At 42.7% G+C, this 17,939-nt stretch carries 19 protein-coding genes and 1 riboswitch; of the genes, 18 read left to right on the top strand and 1 reads right to left on the bottom strand.

The genetic code is table 11. From position 1 onward, the window contains the following. The first annotated feature begins 405 nt into the window (after positions 1-405). The 14 genes from BMZ58_RS11855 to BMZ58_RS11790 all read left to right on the top strand — a co-directional run bounded on the left by BMZ58_RS11855 (position 406) and on the right by BMZ58_RS11790 (position 14,067). Complete coding sequence (locus BMZ58_RS11855; RefSeq protein WP_075036769.1) at positions 406-1,470, top strand: D-alanyl-D-alanine carboxypeptidase family protein; 1,065 nt, start codon at positions 406-408, stop codon at positions 1,468-1,470. Beyond that, positions 1,458-2,048, top strand: coding sequence for a nucleoside recognition domain-containing protein (locus tag BMZ58_RS11850; RefSeq protein ID WP_075036768.1), 591 nt, complete (start codon positions 1,458-1,460; stop codon positions 2,046-2,048). Before BMZ58_RS11855 ends, BMZ58_RS11850 begins: the two co-directional genes overlap by 13 nt. After that, the gene (locus tag BMZ58_RS11845) at positions 2,045-2,560 is read left to right on the top strand and encodes a spore maturation protein (RefSeq protein ID WP_075036767.1); all 516 of its coding nucleotides are present in this window, start codon (positions 2,045-2,047) and stop codon (positions 2,558-2,560) included. Before BMZ58_RS11850 ends, BMZ58_RS11845 begins: the two co-directional genes overlap by 4 nt. 138 nt (positions 2,561-2,698) lie before the next feature. After that, positions 2,699-3,427, top strand: coding sequence for a pseudouridine synthase (locus tag BMZ58_RS11840; protein WP_075036929.1), 729 nt, complete (start codon positions 2,699-2,701; stop codon positions 3,425-3,427). Between the two features lie 53 nt (positions 3,428-3,480). Further along, positions 3,481-4,032, top strand: coding sequence for a thiol-disulfide oxidoreductase ResA (resA, locus tag BMZ58_RS11835; protein ID WP_075036766.1), 552 nt, complete (start codon positions 3,481-3,483; stop codon positions 4,030-4,032). Positions 4,033-4,060: 28 nt separating this feature from the next. Beyond that, positions 4,061-5,695 (top strand): cytochrome c biogenesis protein ResB, encoded by a 1,635-nt coding sequence (gene resB / locus BMZ58_RS11830; RefSeq protein WP_075036765.1) that lies wholly within the window; start codon positions 4,061-4,063, stop codon positions 5,693-5,695. Between the two features lie 17 nt (positions 5,696-5,712). Continuing rightward, complete coding sequence (gene ccsB, locus BMZ58_RS11825) at positions 5,713-6,903, top strand: c-type cytochrome biogenesis protein CcsB (RefSeq protein WP_075036764.1); 1,191 nt, start codon at positions 5,713-5,715, stop codon at positions 6,901-6,903. Between the two features lie 253 nt (positions 6,904-7,156). Further along, on the top strand, positions 7,157-7,873 hold the full coding sequence (locus BMZ58_RS11820; protein WP_075036763.1) for a response regulator transcription factor: 717 nt from the start codon (positions 7,157-7,159) through the stop codon (positions 7,871-7,873). Beyond that, a complete protein-coding gene (locus tag BMZ58_RS11815) occupies positions 7,873-9,660 on the top strand; it encodes an ATP-binding protein (RefSeq protein ID WP_075036762.1) in 1,788 nt (595 codons plus the stop codon). Before BMZ58_RS11820 ends, BMZ58_RS11815 begins: the two co-directional genes overlap by 1 nt. Positions 9,661-9,702: 42 nt before the next feature. Next, positions 9,703-9,883, top strand: a riboswitch (cobalamin riboswitch). Positions 9,884-10,094: 211 nt separating this feature from the next. Then, a complete protein-coding gene (locus BMZ58_RS11810) occupies positions 10,095-10,532 on the top strand; it encodes a DUF4430 domain-containing protein (protein WP_075036761.1) in 438 nt (145 codons plus the stop codon). Positions 10,533-10,537: 5 nt separating this feature from the next. Beyond that, positions 10,538-11,050, top strand: coding sequence for an ECF transporter S component (locus tag BMZ58_RS11805; protein ID WP_075036760.1), 513 nt, complete (start codon positions 10,538-10,540; stop codon positions 11,048-11,050). Between the two features lie 698 nt (positions 11,051-11,748). After that, entirely contained in the window at positions 11,749-12,297 is a 549-nt protein-coding gene (gene sigX, locus BMZ58_RS11800; protein ID WP_075036759.1) for an RNA polymerase sigma factor SigX, read from the top strand. Continuing rightward, entirely contained in the window at positions 12,278-13,513 is a 1,236-nt protein-coding gene (locus BMZ58_RS11795) for a hypothetical protein (protein WP_075036758.1), read from the top strand. Before sigX ends, BMZ58_RS11795 begins: the two co-directional genes overlap by 20 nt. Positions 13,514-13,617: 104 nt before the next feature. Next, complete coding sequence (locus BMZ58_RS11790; protein WP_075036757.1) at positions 13,618-14,067, top strand: helix-turn-helix transcriptional regulator; 450 nt, start codon at positions 13,618-13,620, stop codon at positions 14,065-14,067. Between the two features lie 26 nt (positions 14,068-14,093). Here the strand turns inward: BMZ58_RS11790 and BMZ58_RS11785 are convergent, their stop codons facing one another. Beyond that, positions 14,094-14,345: a ferredoxin gene (locus BMZ58_RS11785; RefSeq protein ID WP_075036756.1), complete on the bottom strand. Its 252-nt coding sequence runs from the start codon at positions 14,343-14,345 to the stop codon at positions 14,094-14,096. A 134-nt stretch (positions 14,346-14,479) separates the two neighbouring features. Between BMZ58_RS11785 and BMZ58_RS11780 the strand changes: the two genes are divergently transcribed. The 4 genes from BMZ58_RS11780 to BMZ58_RS11765 are packed head-to-tail and all read left to right on the top strand — an operon-like array spanning position 14,480 to position 17,938. Further along, positions 14,480-15,547, top strand: coding sequence for a YpbB family protein (locus BMZ58_RS11780; protein WP_075036755.1), 1,068 nt, complete (start codon positions 14,480-14,482; stop codon positions 15,545-15,547). Next, entirely contained in the window at positions 15,537-17,045 is a 1,509-nt protein-coding gene (locus BMZ58_RS11775) for a RecQ family ATP-dependent DNA helicase (protein WP_075036754.1), read from the top strand. Before BMZ58_RS11780 ends, BMZ58_RS11775 begins: the two co-directional genes overlap by 11 nt. Continuing rightward, entirely contained in the window at positions 17,042-17,629 is a 588-nt protein-coding gene (locus tag BMZ58_RS11770) for a CPBP family intramembrane glutamic endopeptidase (protein WP_075036753.1), read from the top strand. The genes BMZ58_RS11775 and BMZ58_RS11770 overlap by 4 nt, the downstream gene beginning before the upstream one ends. Then, positions 17,630-17,938: a hypothetical protein gene (locus BMZ58_RS11765; RefSeq protein WP_075036752.1), complete on the top strand. Its 309-nt coding sequence runs from the start codon at positions 17,630-17,632 to the stop codon at positions 17,936-17,938. Position 17,939: the final 1 nt, after the last annotated feature.

The raw sequence follows: 17,939 nt of genomic DNA, 5'->3' as shown, positions 1-17,939 counted from the left end.
CGACTTGTCCAGCTGCAGTGCCTAGCTCCTCGAGGTCTTAGGCCTCACAGGAAGTGGGGTCGTTCGGTGTTGCAACAGGACGTTGCGAACTTAACCGAACTTCTTTCATAATCATTCTGAAGAAAGAACACTTCAGCCCGTTGGGGTTCTTAAGCTTGTCGGAGCTGACCAAGGCACTTCCGCATTTCTCTTTTATGATCCGGTTGCATCGCCCAGACTCTCGAGACATAAGTCAACCGCCTCTGTGGGGAAGACCGTCCCACGGCGCCGTTTGTCTTATGCTTGTCGAGTCTCCCAGGGCGATTCCACACTTCAAAATATCATAAGCTTGTACTTTTTTGCATAAGTTGTAGCAAACGATGAGAATGGGAGGAAGTCCTCTTGAGAAGGTGTTTTTGGGTTTTTATGACTTTCACTTTATTATTTCCGATTTTTACAATCGATCGGGTTCAGGCGAATCCTAATATATCGGTTTCTGCAGAACGGGCGGTGCTGATGGATGCGGAGTCTGGACGTGTCCTTTATGAGAAAAATGCGTATGATCCTACTTTGATTGCAAGTACGACAAAAATCATGACAGCCATTATTGCCATTGAATCTGGGAAGATGGAAGAAAAGGTGAAAGTGAGTAAGAGGGCTGTTTATACAGAAGGTTCCTCCATTTATTTGACAGAAGACGAGAAAATTCCCTTGAAAGATTTAGTTTATGGGTTGATGCTCCGGTCAGGAAATGACTCGGCTATAGCGATTGCTGAACATGTCGGAGGCAGTGTGGAAGGGTTTGTTCAATTGATGAACGAAAAAGCTGATTGGTTGGGCATGAATCATAGCAACTTTGAGAACCCGCATGGACTCGATGGGGAAACCCATTATTCAAGTGCGTACGATTTAGGGTTACTGATGGCGTATTCTATGAAAAACGAGACTTTCCGAGAGGTGACAGGCAGTGAAATGTATCGGTCGGAAAATCGTGATTACGCGTGGATGAACAAAAATAAAATGCTCACTCAATACTATGATCCGACGACAGGTGGGAAGACCGGTTTCACTAAAGCCGCAGGAAGGACATTAGTAACGAGTGCTGAAAAAGAAGGCATGGAACTGATAGCTGTGACATTGAACGCCCCTGACGACTGGAATGACCATACGCAGATGTATGAATGGGGTTTTAAAAACTTTGAAACAGTCAAACTTCAAAGTGAAGGGGTGGTAGAAGCTAATGGCCAAACCTACTACGTTCCACGAGACATTTATTATCCTTTGACAATGACTGAACAAGAGGATCTCAGTGCAACCTTTTACCGGTATGACCAGAACCAGTCGGACCTGGCTGGTGTAACCTACTTTATGGTTGGAAAAACGCCGGTCGTAGAGGCCCCTGTATGGAAGGAGCGTCCTTCTCAATCATTCTTATCTGAAGTGAAAAGCTTTTTTAGCAGGATGGTGGGGGTGGCGCCATGGTCAACCTGATATGGGCCTTTCTTGCTGTTGTTGGAATTGCATATGCCGCCATTAATGGGACGATGAAAGAAGTGAATGAGGCGATTTTTTCAACTTTAGATGAGGCTATCATGATAACGCTCAGCCTTGCTGGTGTGCTTATTTTCTGGCTGGGACTTATGAAAATAGCAGAAGAAGCAGGGTTACTTGCTGGACTCGCAAAAATATTCCGTCCTATAGTAAAGCGGATTTTCCCAGAAATACCTGATGACCATCCAGCGATTGGTTATATCTTGTCTAATATGACAGCTAACATGTTTGGATTAGGTAATGCAGCAACACCAATGGGGCTTAAAGCCATGAGAGAATTAAAAAAGTTATCAGGTTCGGATAAAGCCAGCAGATCAATGATTACTCTTCTCGCGATTAATACATCATCTCTTACTCTCATACCAACAACGGTCCTAGCGATTCGAATGAAGTATGATTCCGCGGATCCCACATCGATAGTCGGAGCCACAGTCCTTGCAACAATTATTTCTACGGTTGCAGCATTACTGATTGATCGTTATTTCTATTATCGAAGAAAGCGGGCGATGCACGGATGATCAGTATATGGCTAATTCCTTCGATAATATTGATCGTCCTTGTTACGGCAACAATAAAAAAAGTTCCCTCCTATGAAGTTTTCGTGGAAGGTAGCAAAGAGGGGATACAAATAGCTATCACACTTCTTCCGTTTTTATTAGGAATGATGGTGTCGATTGCTATTTTTCAGGCTTCAGGTGCTATGGGTGCCATCTTGAAAGTGTTTGAACCTCTCATGTCCATGGTAGGAGCTCCAGCAGAAATTCTTCCATTAGCCTTAATCAGGCCGATTTCAGGTACAGCGGCATTAAGCATGACTACTGAGTTGATTCGTACGTTCGGACCGGATTCTTTTATCGGACAACTGGCTTCTGTTATGCAAGGGAGTACAGACACGACCCTTTATATCATAACGGTCTATTTTGGTGCTGTCGGGATCAAAAGGATGGGAGATGCGTTGAAAGTTGGACTGTTGGCGGATTTAGTTGGTATAATAGCATCAATAGTGATCGTAATCATCCTATTCAGCTGATAGGGTGACTTTTTTTGTTCAAATCTTTATAGAATGTGTATAATGTAGATGAAATGATGAGCTGCGCTTGTAAGCGTGGCTCCCTGTTATGAAAAAAGCAAGTATAATGAGAAAGTTGGTGACGGTCGTATGGCAGATATGGAACGACTACAGAAGGTGATCGCTCACGCAGGTGTTGCATCCCGGAGAAAAGCTGAGAAATTAATCACAGATGGTAAAGTGACCGTGAATGGAAAAGTGGTTACGGAACTGGGTACGAAAGTGGGTAAGAATGACGACGTCGAAGTAGAAGGGGTACCGATCGATAAAGAAGAGCCTGTCTACTATTTGTTATATAAACCGCGTGGTGTCATATCGAGTGTGAGTGATGATAAAGGGCGTAAAGTCGTCACAGATTATTTACCGGAAGTCAAGGAACGTATTTTCCCTATTGGCCGTTTAGATTACGATACATCTGGATTGATTTTATTGACCAATGATGGAGAATTTGCCAACATGCTTATGCATCCCAGTCATGAAGTGGACAAGGTGTATATTGCAAAAACAAAAGGCATCCCTTCTCCTGAGCAATTAAAACAATTGAAAAAAGGATTCACTGTTGAAGGTGAATATTTAAAAGCGGTCCATGCGAAAATCAATTCCACCGATACGAGGAAGAATACGGCGATTGTCCAGATCGTTCTTCACGAAGGGAAAAACAGACAAGTTCGCCGGATGTTCGATGCTCTTGGTTTCCCTCTGGATAAATTGAAGCGCGAAAGATACGGCTCCCTGGACTTGCATGGATTGAATGCGGGAGACTATCGCCCTCTGAAACCATTTGAGGTCAAACAACTTCGTCAACTGGCAGGTAAAAATGTTAAATAACGTTCAAATTTAACTTTTTCATTCAATGTTATAATGGTGTGGGAGTGAATGTGATGAAGGAAAAAACCATCCAAAAAAAGAAAAAGCGGCTCATTTTCCGGACTGCGATGCTTACCGTCATGGTAGGTCTGGTTGTCTTCGCTCTGGTTGCCAATGGCGAGGATGAGAAGGCTGTGGTTGCTAAGGGGGAAGAGGCGCCTGATTTCCAACTGAAGAAATTCGGAACAGGGGAAACGGTTCAATTGAGCGACTTGGAAGGAAAAGGGGTCATGTTGAACTTTTGGGCCACTTACTGTAAACCGTGTAAAGATGAAATGCCTTATATGGAAAAGTTGTACCCGAAATATAAAGAAAAAGGTGTAGAAATCCTTGCCGTCAACCTGGATTCAACCGAACTTGTCGTAGAGAGCTTCGTGAATGAATACGATCTTTCATTCCCTATACTCCAGGATAAGGACGGTCAAGTGATGGAGCTTTATAATATCGGCCCGATTCCATCAACGCTATTCATCAATCCCGAAGGTGAAATCGAAGAGCAAGTGATCGGTCCTCTTACATTGGATAAATTGGAAGGTCACTTACAGAACATAGCACCGGAGGAGTAGAGTCTACTTGATATTGTGAGGTTTTACTATGAAAGAAATTACCTGTGAATGTGGTCATATCAACCCGGAGGGGACGGTTCTGTGTGAAGAATGCGGGAAACCGATAGAAAAAAATCAACACATCGATGGCAATGATGAGAAGCAGCTCCTCAACATGCGTTATGATGGGAGTGCCCGTAGATCACAAACGTACAATCGGACAATCGTCGATAAAGTGTGGAACTTCTTTTCTTCTGTCAAAGTAGGAGTTACCCTCATTTTCATTACTGTTATCGCTTCTGCCATCGGTACGATTTTCCCCCAGGAGGAATTCATTCAGAGCACTGTAGATCCAGCGATCCACTACCGTGATCAATATGGGTTAGCTGGCCAAATCTATTACCAGCTTGGATTCCATGATTTGTTCAGTTCCTGGTGGTACATGATCCTGCTTGCAATGATCGGAATTTCGATTGTCATTGCAAGTATTGACCGCTTTTTCCCTCTATATAAAACGTTGAAAAAGCAGAAGCCGAAGCGTCATGAACTGTTCATGAAGAAACAACGTATTTTTGGTAGGACCACAGCTGAAGACATCGATATCGATCGTTTTAAAGAGAACTTGAAGAAAAGACGATTCAAAATCTATGAACAAGATGGTCATCTATTGGCAGAGAAAAATCGTTTCGCACGGTGGGGCCCTTATGTGAACCATATAGGACTGATCATCTTTCTTTTAGGAGCGTTACTGCGTTTTGTACCCGCCTTCTATGTGGATGAATTCATATGGGTTCGAGAAGGAGAAACCGCTTTGATCAGCGGTACTGAAGGTGAATTTTATATAAAAAACGAAGACTTCACGCTGGAAACCTATGATAAAGATGATCCTGAGGATGCAAGATTCAAGGAAGCAATTGAAAATCAAGAAGGTCCAATACCAAAAACGTTCCGGACAGATGCCACGATCTATGAGCGTACCAATAAAGACGTTACAGGGGCTGACCCTGAATTAGAAGCGGTCAAAGAAGGGGCAGCGACTTTGAACAATCCATTGAAATTTGATGACTATGCTCTTTATCAATCAAGCTATCAACTGGACGAATTCAAGGATATGTCATTTAAAATCCATGATAAAGATGATGATGAAACGAATCATGGAGAGTTTACAATTGATTTGACAGATCCTCAATCTACATACGAATTAGAAGGAGGATTCAGAGTCGAGGTCGTCAATTATTTCCCTGATTATGAAATGCAGGATGGTCAGCCGGAATCTGTAACAAAGTATCCTAGAAATCCTGCCTTTGTCTTTAATGTGTACCCACCTGGAGAAGAAGAGGCTGAAACAAGTTTTCTCGGTATTGGTGCCAACATTGGTGCTAGTGAGGATAATCAATACAAATTGGGTCTTACAGGGTTTAATGTCAGGGACGTTACCGGTTTGACGGTGAAAAAGGACCACACACTTGGCATCATTTCCCTTGGCGGTGCGATATTTATGATCGGTGTCATTCAGGGGATGTATTGGAACCATCGGCGTATTTGGCTCCAACCACGAGAAGACGGGGTATGGATCGCCGGCCATACGAACAAAAATTGGTATGCTTTGAGAATGGAAATCGAAAGAGCCATAGAAGATACGAATATCGAGGCACCAGTGGACCAATATGAAATGAAATCATAGAGTCAGGAGGATGGAAAATGGGAGATTGGACAACCATTAGTGGCAACCTGCTTTATGCCGCCTTTTTCATCTATTTGATTGCGACGTTCTTTTTCGCTGGAACGATCCGTGATAAAAAGAAAGGGAAAAGTAAGATTGCAGGTAATATAGGAATCACAATTACGATTATCGGATTCGTTACACAGATCGGTTATTTTATTACAAGATGGATGGCTAGCGGGCATGCACCAGTAAGTAATCTATTTGAATACACCACTTTCTTCGGTATGATGCTCGTTTTCGCTTTCATTGTGTTATATTTTATTTACCGTGTAGATTTGCTTGGCTTATTTGCCTTGCCGATTGCTTTACTCTTAATCGCGTTTGCAAGTATGTTTCCGACAGAGGTTTCACCATTAGTTCCATCATTACAATCACACTGGTTGTATATCCATGTGACGACAGCTTCCCTTGGACAAGGAATTTTATCGGTGAGCTTTGTAGCGGGGCTTGTATTCCTGATCAGTCAAGTAGATCAGAGCAAACGTTCTAAACATACTTATTGGCTTGAATTTGTTATCTATATAATCGCTGTGACCTTGGCTTTTATCGTTCTTTCCTCCTCTTTCAGTGCGATGAATTATGAAGCGACCTTTGAAGCACCTATAGAAGGCCAGCAGGCAGAGATCACCTACGAGATGCCTGCAATTGCCGGACCTAATGAAGGCGTTCTGATTTCGGATGATAGGATGGCCCCATTGTTCCAAGCTCCGGAATGGATGCGGGGCGAAGATGCAGCGAAAAAACTCAACACATTCCTTTGGGCTATTTTAGGCGGAGTGGTTCTCTATTGGGGAACACGCTTGATTTTGAGAAAAAGGATAGCGGCGTCTATTCAGCCATTATTGAATAAGAAAGTAAACCCGGAACTTGTGGATGAAGTATCTTACCGTGCTGTAGCTATCGGATTTCCGGTCTTCACCCTTGGCGCGCTTATCTTTGCTATGATTTGGGCACAGCAAGCATGGGACCGTTTTTGGGGTTGGGACCCTAAAGAAGTTTGGGCCCTCATCACCTTCTTCTTCTATGCCGCATATTTACATTTAAGACTGTCCAGAGGTTGGCAGGGAATGAAGTCGGCATGGCTGGCGGTCGGTGGTTTCGGCATTATTATGTTCAACTTGATTGCAGTCAACTTAATTATTTCTGGTTTGCATTCTTATGCTTAAATCAACAAAAGCAGGCGGGGATTCATAGCTCCACCTGCTCTTTGTTTAAAAAGGGCTTTAAAACTGGGTAACGCCTATGGTATACAAATTTTTTCCGGTGTACCACACTGTCCTAAATAAAGGTCATACAAAAAAAGATGACTCGCCCTTATGCGTTATAGGGATAACTTTACATAGGCTAATGCACATATTCAATTGTCAGGTTACAGGTTATGAAAGTTTAAAATTCAAAGTCGTATGGAGGTAGGTTGCAATGGAACAAGAAGCAAAAGTGCTCGTCGTGGATGATGAAGAACGCATCCGTCGGTTGATACGAATGTATTTGGAAAAAGAAGATTATGTGATCGATGAAGCGGAAGACGGGGAAGAGGCATTGCAAAAAGCGATACAGAATGATTATGATGTGATTCTACTGGACTTGATGCTCCCTGGTAAAGATGGGATTGAGGTGTGTAAAGAACTTCGTGAGAAGAAAGCAACACCTGTGATCATGCTGACAGCAAAAGGGGAGGAAGCAAACAGGGTCCAGGGGTTCGAAGTAGGGACGGATGACTATATCGTTAAACCTTTCAGCCCGAGAGAAGTTGTCTTGAGGGTGAAAGCTCTTCTTAGAAGATCTTCATCTACAAAGTTTCTGGAAACAGAGACATCTGCTCGTAATGTACTCGTCTTTCCTCATATGACCATTGATAATGATGCGCATCGTGTTACAGCTGACGGCAAGGAAGTGGCGCTTACTCCAAAAGAATACGAATTGCTCCATTACATGGCACAGTCGCCAGACAAAGTGTTCGACAGGGAACAATTATTGAAGGAAGTATGGCAGTACGAATTTTTCGGCGATCTTAGAACAGTGGATACGCACGTAAAGCGACTGCGGGAAAAGTTGAGCAAGGTCTCAGCGGAAGTTGCTGGAATGATTGTGACCGTGTGGGGCATCGGTTATAAATTCGAGGTCGCTGGTGACTGATGTTTTGGCGTAGCGTAGTAGGAAAATTATGGTTTACCATTTTACTTTTAGTCTGTTTTGTGCTTTTTATTCTTACGGTTCTATTGCTGGAGTTTTTCCAAAATTACCACGTACTGGAAGCAGAGAGTCATTTGTTACAAACGGCTGATAAAATTTCAGATGTTGTAGACAGGTATGAGGGACAGGAAGACCTTTTGCTTTCCACTACAGCACTTGTGAAGGATCCTGCGAGTCGTGCAGTTATCGTCCAAAACTCTGAAGAGTTAGTAGAAGCAGATAGTGAATCCTCCCAACTTCCTGAACTCGGTTATTCTTGGTTCGAAAATGATGAAGAGCTATCAACCGTTCTTACTAACGGAGAAGATGTGAAGAAGGTGGCAAATATGGGATCTGGTGAGTCAGGTCTGATGGTAGTAGGCACGCCTTTGAACAACCAAGAGGGAGCAGTATTCGTTTATCAATCTCTTGACACAATCGAAGAAACGTCAGAGCAAACAACTAAAATCATCTTCCTTGGTGCAGGTATTGCCATCATTTTGACAACGATTTTTGCCTTTTTCTTATCTACAAGAATCACTGCACCATTGATTAAAATGCGGGAAGGTGCTATGGATCTTGCCAAAGGGGAATTCAATACGAAAATTCCCATCAGGACGCACGATGAAATTGGTGAGCTGGCTATGGCTTTCAATCGAATGGGAAGAGATTTGAAATTCCATATCAATGCACTGAATCAAGAAAAAGAACAGCTTTCTGGAATATTGAGGTCGATGGCAGATGGAGTAATCACCTTCAATCGTCAGGGGGATGTCCTTATTTCCAATCCACCTGCCCAGCAATATTTAGAAACATATGAGTACGAAATAAGTGGTATGACTCCCAAGTCTGAGCAGGAGGCTCGCTTACCCCAACCATTACAGGAGCAATTCAAAAGCGTTATATCTGAGGAAAACGAGTCCATGACAGAAATGACCTTGCAAGGACGTTCCTGGGTGATCATCATGACCCCTTTGTATGATCGTGAAAAAGTGAGAGGGGCGGTCGCAGTTCTTAGAGATATGACGGAGGAGCGCCGGTTGAATAAATTACGCAAAGATTTCATTGCTAATGTATCCCATGAACTCAGAACTCCTATTTCCATGCTGCAGGGTTACAGTGAAGCGATTGTCGATGACATCGCCGAAACGAAAGAGGACAAAAACGAACTGGCGCAAATTATTCATGACGAATCATTGAGAATCGGTCGTCTTGTAAATGAATTGTTGGATATAGCGCGAATGGAAGCTGGTCACATTCAGCTGACGACAGAACCTGTAGAGATGGAACCTTACATGCAAAGAATTATCCGTAAATTTTCCGGTCTTGCAGGTGAAAAAGCAGTGGGTCTGAAATTAGAAATCGATCCCAGCTTCCATACGCTAACCTTCGATCCAGATCGAATCGAGCAGGTGTTTACGAACTTAGTGGACAATGCAATAAGGCATACAAGTGCCGGTGGTAATGTTAAAGTGACAATTGAAGATGGGGACATGGAGTGGGTTGCAAGTGTACAAGATTCAGGGCTTGGGATCGCTGAAGATGATTTGCCTTTTGTATTCGAGCGGTTCTATAAAGCGGATAAATCCAGGAAACGTAAGGACAAGAATTATAAAAAAGGTACCGGCCTGGGTCTTGCAATCGCTAAAAACATTGTAGAGGCTCATGATGGGTCGATTAGTGTACACAGTAAGCTGGAAGAAGGAACGACTTTCACATTCAAAATTCCATATTCTCCATCAGAAAAATAATTTGCTATATTCCAAAAATTAATGTAATCTTGTTTATGGAACTTCATACGAAGAGGTCCGGGTGTATGATGAAGACTTAAAAGGGAATCTGGTGCGAATCCAGAACTGTCCTCGCAACTGTAAGTGTAGACGAAAGGGAATTTCCACTGTGTCCAAGACATGGGAAGGATTCTTAGTAGGATGACACACAAGTCAGTAGACCTGCCTGTACCAATGTTTCAAAGCTTCGGGGATTGAGCGTTTGAGACAACCGATCGGTATAGGATAGTAGAACGTGTAATCTAACCATTGGATTGTCTTAAGCTTGCCTTCGCTAGGGGCAAGCTTTTTTGATTGGATTACTGCTTGTGAAGGATTACATATCTGTCGTTGGTTGTCGATCCCCTTTCTTCTGAAAGCAATGAAACAAATTGACAAAAAAAGGAGAGGGAAAAATGAGTAAGTGGTATTCTGTATTATTAGCAATGGTAATGGCTGTGGGAGTCCTCGTAGGTTGCGGATCCCAAGAAGAAGAGGGGACATCTTCCAATCAGGAAGAGCAAGTAGAAGAGAATACTTCCGCTAATGAGGAAGAGCAAGCAGAAGAGGTGACTGTCCAGGTTGAGATTGCTAATAGCAAGGAAGATGAAGTGATTGCTGATGATGAGTGGACAGTGGAAGAAGGCACAACACTTATGGAAGTGATGGAAGAAAACTATGAAGTGGAACAAACGGAAGGATTCATAAATAGTATAGAAGGTATTGCTGGAAACGAAGAAGAAAAGATGGCATGGATGTACACGATCAATGGAGAAGAAGCGATGGTCGGTGCAAACGAATATGAAGTAGAGGATGGAGACGAGATCGCCTTTAATTATCAATCCTGGGAATGATGTAAATGAACACTTATAAACTGACATTGATTGCTATGCTGGCATCATTGGCTGTGGCGGGCCGGATGGCTTTAGCAAACTTACCGAATATACAACCAGTGACAGCTATAATCATCATAGCAGGTTTCTGGTTAGGACCAGTTGCTGGTATCCTAATCGCGTTATTAACTACCATTGTTTCCAATATGCTATTAGGAATGGGTTTCTGGACCATTTGGCAAATTGTAGCATGGTCGTTGATCGGGATCATTGCAGGGATTATAGGTAAATATTGGCCGAAGCTACCTGCATGGGGACTTTCCATTTATGGGTTTATAAGTGGAATTTTATATGGGGTGATCCTATCGCTTACTATGCGTGCCGTTGGTCAGCCATTTTGGGCTTACTATTTGGCAGGTCTTCCCATGGACATCAATCACGCCATATCGAACACTGTATTCATTTTAGTTCTTTCCCCTGTTTTAGGGACACTTTTTCAACGTTATGAAAAAAGGAATGCATTAACCAAACTATCTTAGCTGCCCCGCAAAAAAGGGCAGCTTTTTTATATGCACCAAAGCTCCCTATCCAGAAGACACAGATTCGATGTTTCCAGGATTCGTTGCCGTATTTGGAGTCAGGGGTGGTTGGGAAGCTACTCGCTTTCCTGTGGGAGAGCGCCGAGCTTCCTCGGACTGTGTCCTGCGGGATCTCGCCTATCTCCTTCTCCCACGGGAGTCTCCTAGCTTCCCCACCACCCCATTACATGCAGAATAGAAACGAATCTCTTTACTAAGATGGCCTGTGCTTTCCCCACTCTTAATTGGGCATAAAACGCTTTATATCAAGCTTTCTTATCCAGAATAGAGGCCATGGAAGTCTATATCCTTCCACTCTCGCTTTTAGTAAAAAGATTATTTCAGCAGTGGTTTCGAGATACTCATATGGCAAAGGGGCGGAGGGGAATGGTGAGACTCCTGTTTGGGTTAGCGGGACAGGTGAGACCCCGCAAGTCTTTAGCCTTAGGAGGCTCACCGCCCGCCCCACGGAAATCGAGCCGTTTCCTGTAGCCTCTTAATCTCAATATTAGCTCGGAACGAGTCTTCAAGAATATTGCCATGATCTTTAATAAAGAAGTAGAGACAGGTTCCTTTTTCTTTTTTTGCATATTAAGATAGAGAGTGTAACTTTTAACATACATAAAACGACTATATAGATAACGCAGGAGGTACGACCATTGCGAACGTTCTTTGATGAACTATACGAAAACTATCACCAGGACCTTTTCCAATTCCTAATTTACATGGTCAAAGACCGGAGTTTAGCGGAAGACCTCGTACAAGATGTGTACGTTAGAGTCATGAAGTCCTATGATTCATTCAATGGGGAAAGTACAGAAAAGACATGGCTGTTTTCCATCGCACGCCATGTGGCCATTGACCACTTCCGGAAACAAAAGCGAAAACGAAACAGAATTATGGAATTTTTTGATTGGACGGAAAAAGGGGAAGAATTACAAGATAAGAAAAAGTTGCCAGAAGAAATTGCTGTCCAGAATGATCAAATGCAGCACGTATACCGGGCTTTGGATGAGTGTACGGTAGACCAACGGAGTGTATTGATCTTCCGGTATATACAGGGACTGTCGATTAGAGAAACGGCTGATATTTTAAGTTGGAGTGAGAGCAAAGTGAAGACGACTCAACATAGGGGTATGAAAGCTTTGAAAACGAAATTAGATAAAATAGATGAAGGGAGGGGAGAACATGAAGAAGCACAAAGATGAGGATGTGGAAAACTTGTTGAATAAGCTTCCTTCCATTGAGGACCGACAATCAAAGGAAGCTGTTTTTCAAAAGGTTTCTTCAAGGGTCAATAAGAAGAAAAGAAAGACTCCTCCTTGGCTTTTGCCGGGAATGGCCACTATAGCAGCAGTCGTTCTATTAGCTGTGTTCATCCCCGTCTATTTTAATAATAATAATGAAATGTTTACAGGAGAGGAATCTACCGATCAAATGCATACAACTTCGGATACTTATTCCTCTTCTGAATTTGAAGAGACGGAAGAAGCGATACCATCAGCGGAAGATGAATCAGAAGTAGAGGAAGCCAGACCAGAAGAAAATGATAATGAAAGGGAAGATGCCTCCATAGCTGAGGACGATGGAAAAGAATCTGAAGTACCAAAAACGGAAGAAAATAATGTTCAGACGGTGGAGGATACCAATGGTTTTAACTCATTGATCGCTGGACCAAATATAGAACAGTATGAAACGGTTACGTACCCGGGGATGAACGGAGAGGTAGTCCTTCCTCTAGTCCCAGTCACAGAAAACCTGGAGCAGGTACCTTCAACTTCCTATGGTTTAGCAGAGAGAGCTACAAGCGATTTGAAATATGAAATTAGTGAACAAGGGGACACTGTCACTGTTATATTTCCCGAGGATTTCAGTGTAAGTGGCTCATCCTGGACACAAGCTATCATAGAAAGTATTCGCTGGGATCTCGCTCATTTGGAGACGGATACTATTATGATCCAGACAGAATCTGGGGCTCCGGTCCCCCTCGGGAATTATGGGGAGATGACTGAAATTCCAGCTATTAAAAACGGCGAATATGTCTTTAAATTGTATCAATATGAAGGATCTGACGAACAGTTGCTAGCACCAGTTGCTGTGGAAGCATCCCCTTCATTTTTAGAAGCTTTACATCTTATGAAAGAATCAGGTCAAGCTCTTTATGTTAAACCAGCGATTCCTTCCCATGTCCAATTTACAGAAGTGAGTACAGAAGAGGGACTTGTAACGATCAACGTGGACCACCAGGCCTGGGCCAGTGAACAGCAGTTGTTGACGATGGTTGAAGCTATTCTGGCTACAGCTGAGCAATTTGGTTTTCATGCGGTGCAATTTGAGGGTATTAATGTTCGTGAATTCTCCCCATATAACCTTGATGAGCCGATTGCTGTCCCTGAAAAGATCAACCCGATGATCATCAACTGATTGTTAACCTCCTGTGTTCCTTGCGGGAGGTTATTCTTTTTGATGGGAATGTCTTTCTTACTCGTGTTAAAATAAAGGAACGTAGTAAAAGGGGACGATTGGGAATGGAAAAACTTGAATTAAGGGAAAAGGTTTCAGAGAAAATGAAGTTGATCCGTGTGGAGCATGATTACACACAGGACAGAATGGCTGATGTACTCGGCTTATCAAAAAAAACGCTCGTCCAAATAGAAAAACAGCGGACAGTTGCAGGGTGGACGACTACGGTCGCCGTCTGTGCACTATTTCAAGAGAGTGAAGTTTTGAAAGGGGTACTGGGGGACTCCCCTGTCGAGATTGTTGAAACAGTCGCCCATCAGCAAGTGGAGCCACAAGGGAAGAAGACACTTGGAGGAAAAGTTTGGTGGCAGACGATTGCCGAAGCTGAGAACTATACACTCCAGCAAAATATCATCAGTCATCATTATCGTATTATAGATTCAGAAGACTACCGAGTGTATTCCACATTAGACCGTACAGAAGCTGAAATACGGTTTGAAGAACTAGTAAAATAAAAAAGCCCCGTGCTTAGGGGCTTCTGTTATTCTTCGTGTTTTAAAGGGTCTCCGTTGAAGGGAGTATCGGCAATCTTGATTGAATCTGTCGGACATCCTTCGAAAGCATCTTCCATATCCTCTTCATATAATTCCGGAACCTCTTCCACTCCTTCATTATCATCAAGGACCACATAAGCAATCCCTTCGTCATCATAGTCATATATATCAGGCGCTGCAGCACCACAAGCACCACAGGCAATGCATGTATCCTTATCAACAATCGTGTACTTGGCCATGTTCGACCTCCTTATAAAGTCTATCTATCATGTAAGCAACAGATTACATAAGTACAAGGTTCATTGTAAAACGCAGGACGATAGTTTTCAATAGAGAGCCTTTTAATAAATCGCCCTGGGGAAGGAGGGAGGAAATGTTCGATTATTTGATTTTGAATTGCATTCATCGTTTTAAAGGGGAACGGACGGTATCGGGGATTTACAACCTTCTGACTGGCAAGCGTTCCTCTCAGACAATGCAAGACGCTAAAGGGTACCAAGTTCATGGTTACTTCGGTATCTATCCGAACTTGACACGTGCTCAGCTGGAAAGTCATATCGATGATTTAGAGGGGAAAGGACTAATTTCAGTCAAAAAATCTTTCCCTTTTCTGACTTCTCTTGGCAAAGATCATCTCTCCAGTTATAAGGGGCCGACATTACAATATTTCCAAGGGATGGTTTGGCATGATGTGATCCCTATCTATGAAGATAGAATACATTTACTTGTTCAAACAATGGCCAATTCGAAGGCAGGAATACTGAATTATGTGCCGATTGTAGAAGATGCCGATGTTCAAAGATGGGTGAAAGCTGTCTTTAGAAATTTTCATGAAAAGCTACCTGTACTGTTTGAAACTTTATATGAAGAAATCTATCATCTTCTAAAATTACATTCCCGCTTGGAAGCCGAGCTTCTTACCCACCGGCTTACAGGAGGAGGTATGATCGGCATGACGACAGCACAATTGAGGGAGGATTACGATCTTCGTCATGAAGATGTTGTCATCCTGCTACACCACACCATGTATTACCTTTTTATAAAGTCAAAGGAGAATAAAAAAGATTTTCCTGTTCTCCATTTATGTACGAAAGGTCTGGATGCCGCCCACTTAATAACTCAATCGGCACGGAAAACCTTTCAATATATCCAGCAAGGCTTAACCATGGAGGAAATAATAACGGTACGAAATCTTAAAAAGAGTACGATCCAGGATCACATTGTTGAAGCGGCATTAGTTATCCCTGGATTTTCGATTGATTCATTCCTGAGTGAAAAAGATGTGAAAGACATAAAAGAAATGGCCGTAACATTAGATACTCAAAGGCTTAAACAGATCCATGAAGCTTTTAGTGGGAAATATGATTATTTTGAGTTACGTCTTGCGTTAGCGAGCAGTCCTTATGAAGAGGGGAAAGGGAAGGCTGAGTATGAGAATTGATCTATTTGCAGCTTTACAAAAGCATTTTGGTTTCGATCGCTTCCGGGAGGGACAGGAAGAGGTCATCAGAGATGTATTGAACGGCGAGGATGTATTAGGAATTTTACCTACCGGGACGGGGAAATCTTTATGTTATCAATTACCTGCAAAACTTTTAGGTGGGACCACGATTGTCGTCTCCCCTTTAATTTCCTTAATGATCGACCAAGTAAAACAACTGAAGGCTTCAGGCTATAAGTCCGTGATCGCTTTGAATAGTTTCATGGATCGACAAGAAAAAATGGAGGCAATGAAGAATCTTTCTTCCTACTCACTCCTTTATCTTTCACCTGAAATGCTGCAGAACGAATGGGTGAAAAGAGCTCTCCCCTCTATTGATGTCCGTTTATTTGTCATCGATGAAGCTCACTGTATATCTCAGTGGGGGCATGAATTCAGAACCGATTACTTGAAACTTTACCAGACGATAGAGGAACTGGGAAATCCTAGGGTCCTTGCACTCAGTGCTACGGCTACACCTGAAGTACAAAGAGATATCATGGATAAGTTGAAACGCCCGCATATGAAAAGAAGGGTGTATCCGATGGACAAGCAGAACATCAGCTTTGCTGTAGAGGAGCATAAGGACGAAGAGGAAAAGACGAAAAGAATTCTCCAATTACTTAAGCATAATACTGCCCCGACGATGATTTATTTCTCCAGCCGGCAGTGGGCAGAACGCGTAAGCTTTGAGTTAAAGGACCATCTGGACAAACGGATCGCTTTTTATCATGGGGGGATGGAGCAAACAGATCGGATGCTTGTTCAGCAACAATTCATGAACGATCAATTAGATGTGATTTGTTGTACGAGTGCATTCGGCATGGGAGTAGACAAGCCGAATATACGACTGGTCATCCACTTTCATTTGCCACCTCAATTGGAATCATTCATCCAGGAAATCGGCCGGGCAGGACGCGATGGTGGAGATGCTGTCAGTCTAGTATTATTCACAAAAAAAGATCATTATCTTCCACAAATGCTGATGCATAGTGAGCTCCCTGAGACCAGTGATTTACAACGGGTGTTTTCCTTTTTAAGAAAGCAGGGAAATCCTCTACCAGAGGATGATAGGATTCAGGAAACCTTACAATTATCTGAATCGCAATGGAACTTCATTAAATATCAATTAGAAAAAGAAGGTGTCATAGAAGGACAGCTGATGCATCAAGCTTCTGCTTCTGTTCAACAGAAAATCCAACGTCTCTTGGAAGAACGATGGATCTACAAACAAGGGAAGCTTACGGAAATGTTAAAGTGGATCCATCACTCAGGATGCCGCAGAAAAGAATTATACCGCCCCTTTCAAGAAGTGGTTCGAGACCCGTTTGTTCCCTGTTGTGATGCCTGTGATTTCCGTGTAGATGATCTCTCTTTGTATGAATCCTATGATAAAATCTATAAAGCAACATGGGAAGAGCGTTTACGGCAGATTTTCCAACAAGGAGTAACTTCATGAAAAAGAAAACCCAGGGAGAAATTTTAAATCAGATGAGTGATCGGGAAGTATCACTTCAGCTCATCCTTACTCAATTGATCATTTTATCTCTTTCTCTTATTGGAAGTGTGTTTTTATTTGATGATTTATTGGAAGGATGGGCTAGTCAACTCCACCCAGATGTCGGTGAGATTTTCTATTTCGGTGTTTTACCGGGACTATTGGTACTTTTCATAGATCTCTTTCTCTTATATCGTTTACCTAGAAGGATGTATGATGACGGCGGCGTGAACATCAAGGTGTTCCGCAACCGTTCCGCTCTTAGTATTATCGGGCTGACAATGATCGTCGCGATAAGTGAGGAAATGTTGTTCCGTGGTGTACTGCATGCGGAATTTGGTTATTTTATTGCAAGTATATTATTTGCAGTCATGCACCTTCGTTATTTAACAAAAATCGTTTTATTCATTTCTGTCTTGTTCGTCAGTTTTTTTATCGGTTTCATGTATGAACTCACGGGGAACCTGCTCGTGACAATTACTGCACATTTCATCATAGATGTTGTGCTTGCTTTTTGGATTCGCTTAGGAAAATGGGGTGAGTAGATGAAGGATCGACCAGAGGAGAAGGACCAGGCTGAAAACTTAAGAAGCTATAAAGAAGAGGGCAGTTTTGAAAGTTATGAAATGGATGTGCTGGAACTGCCGCCAAGGAAAGATGTACATCAAGGGACGAACCGGACAAAGTGGAAGTTCAGTACCGTCTGGATGCGGTTTCTATTGGTAATTTTCATTATATTGATAATAGTGGTGCTGTCCTATCGTTATTGGGATGATTGGTTTGGAGAGTCGTTGGACCCGGATATTAAGAAAATCGAAAAGCCCTACCATGAAGAAGTCACGGTAGAGCGGTAAC

This window comes from Halobacillus dabanensis (assembly GCF_900114165.1).
Lineage (GTDB): Bacteria > Bacillota > Bacilli > Bacillales > Halobacillaceae > Halobacillus > Halobacillus dabanensis.
Note: the sequence above shows the minus strand (reverse complement) of the source record. Positions and strands in the feature narration are given on the sequence as shown.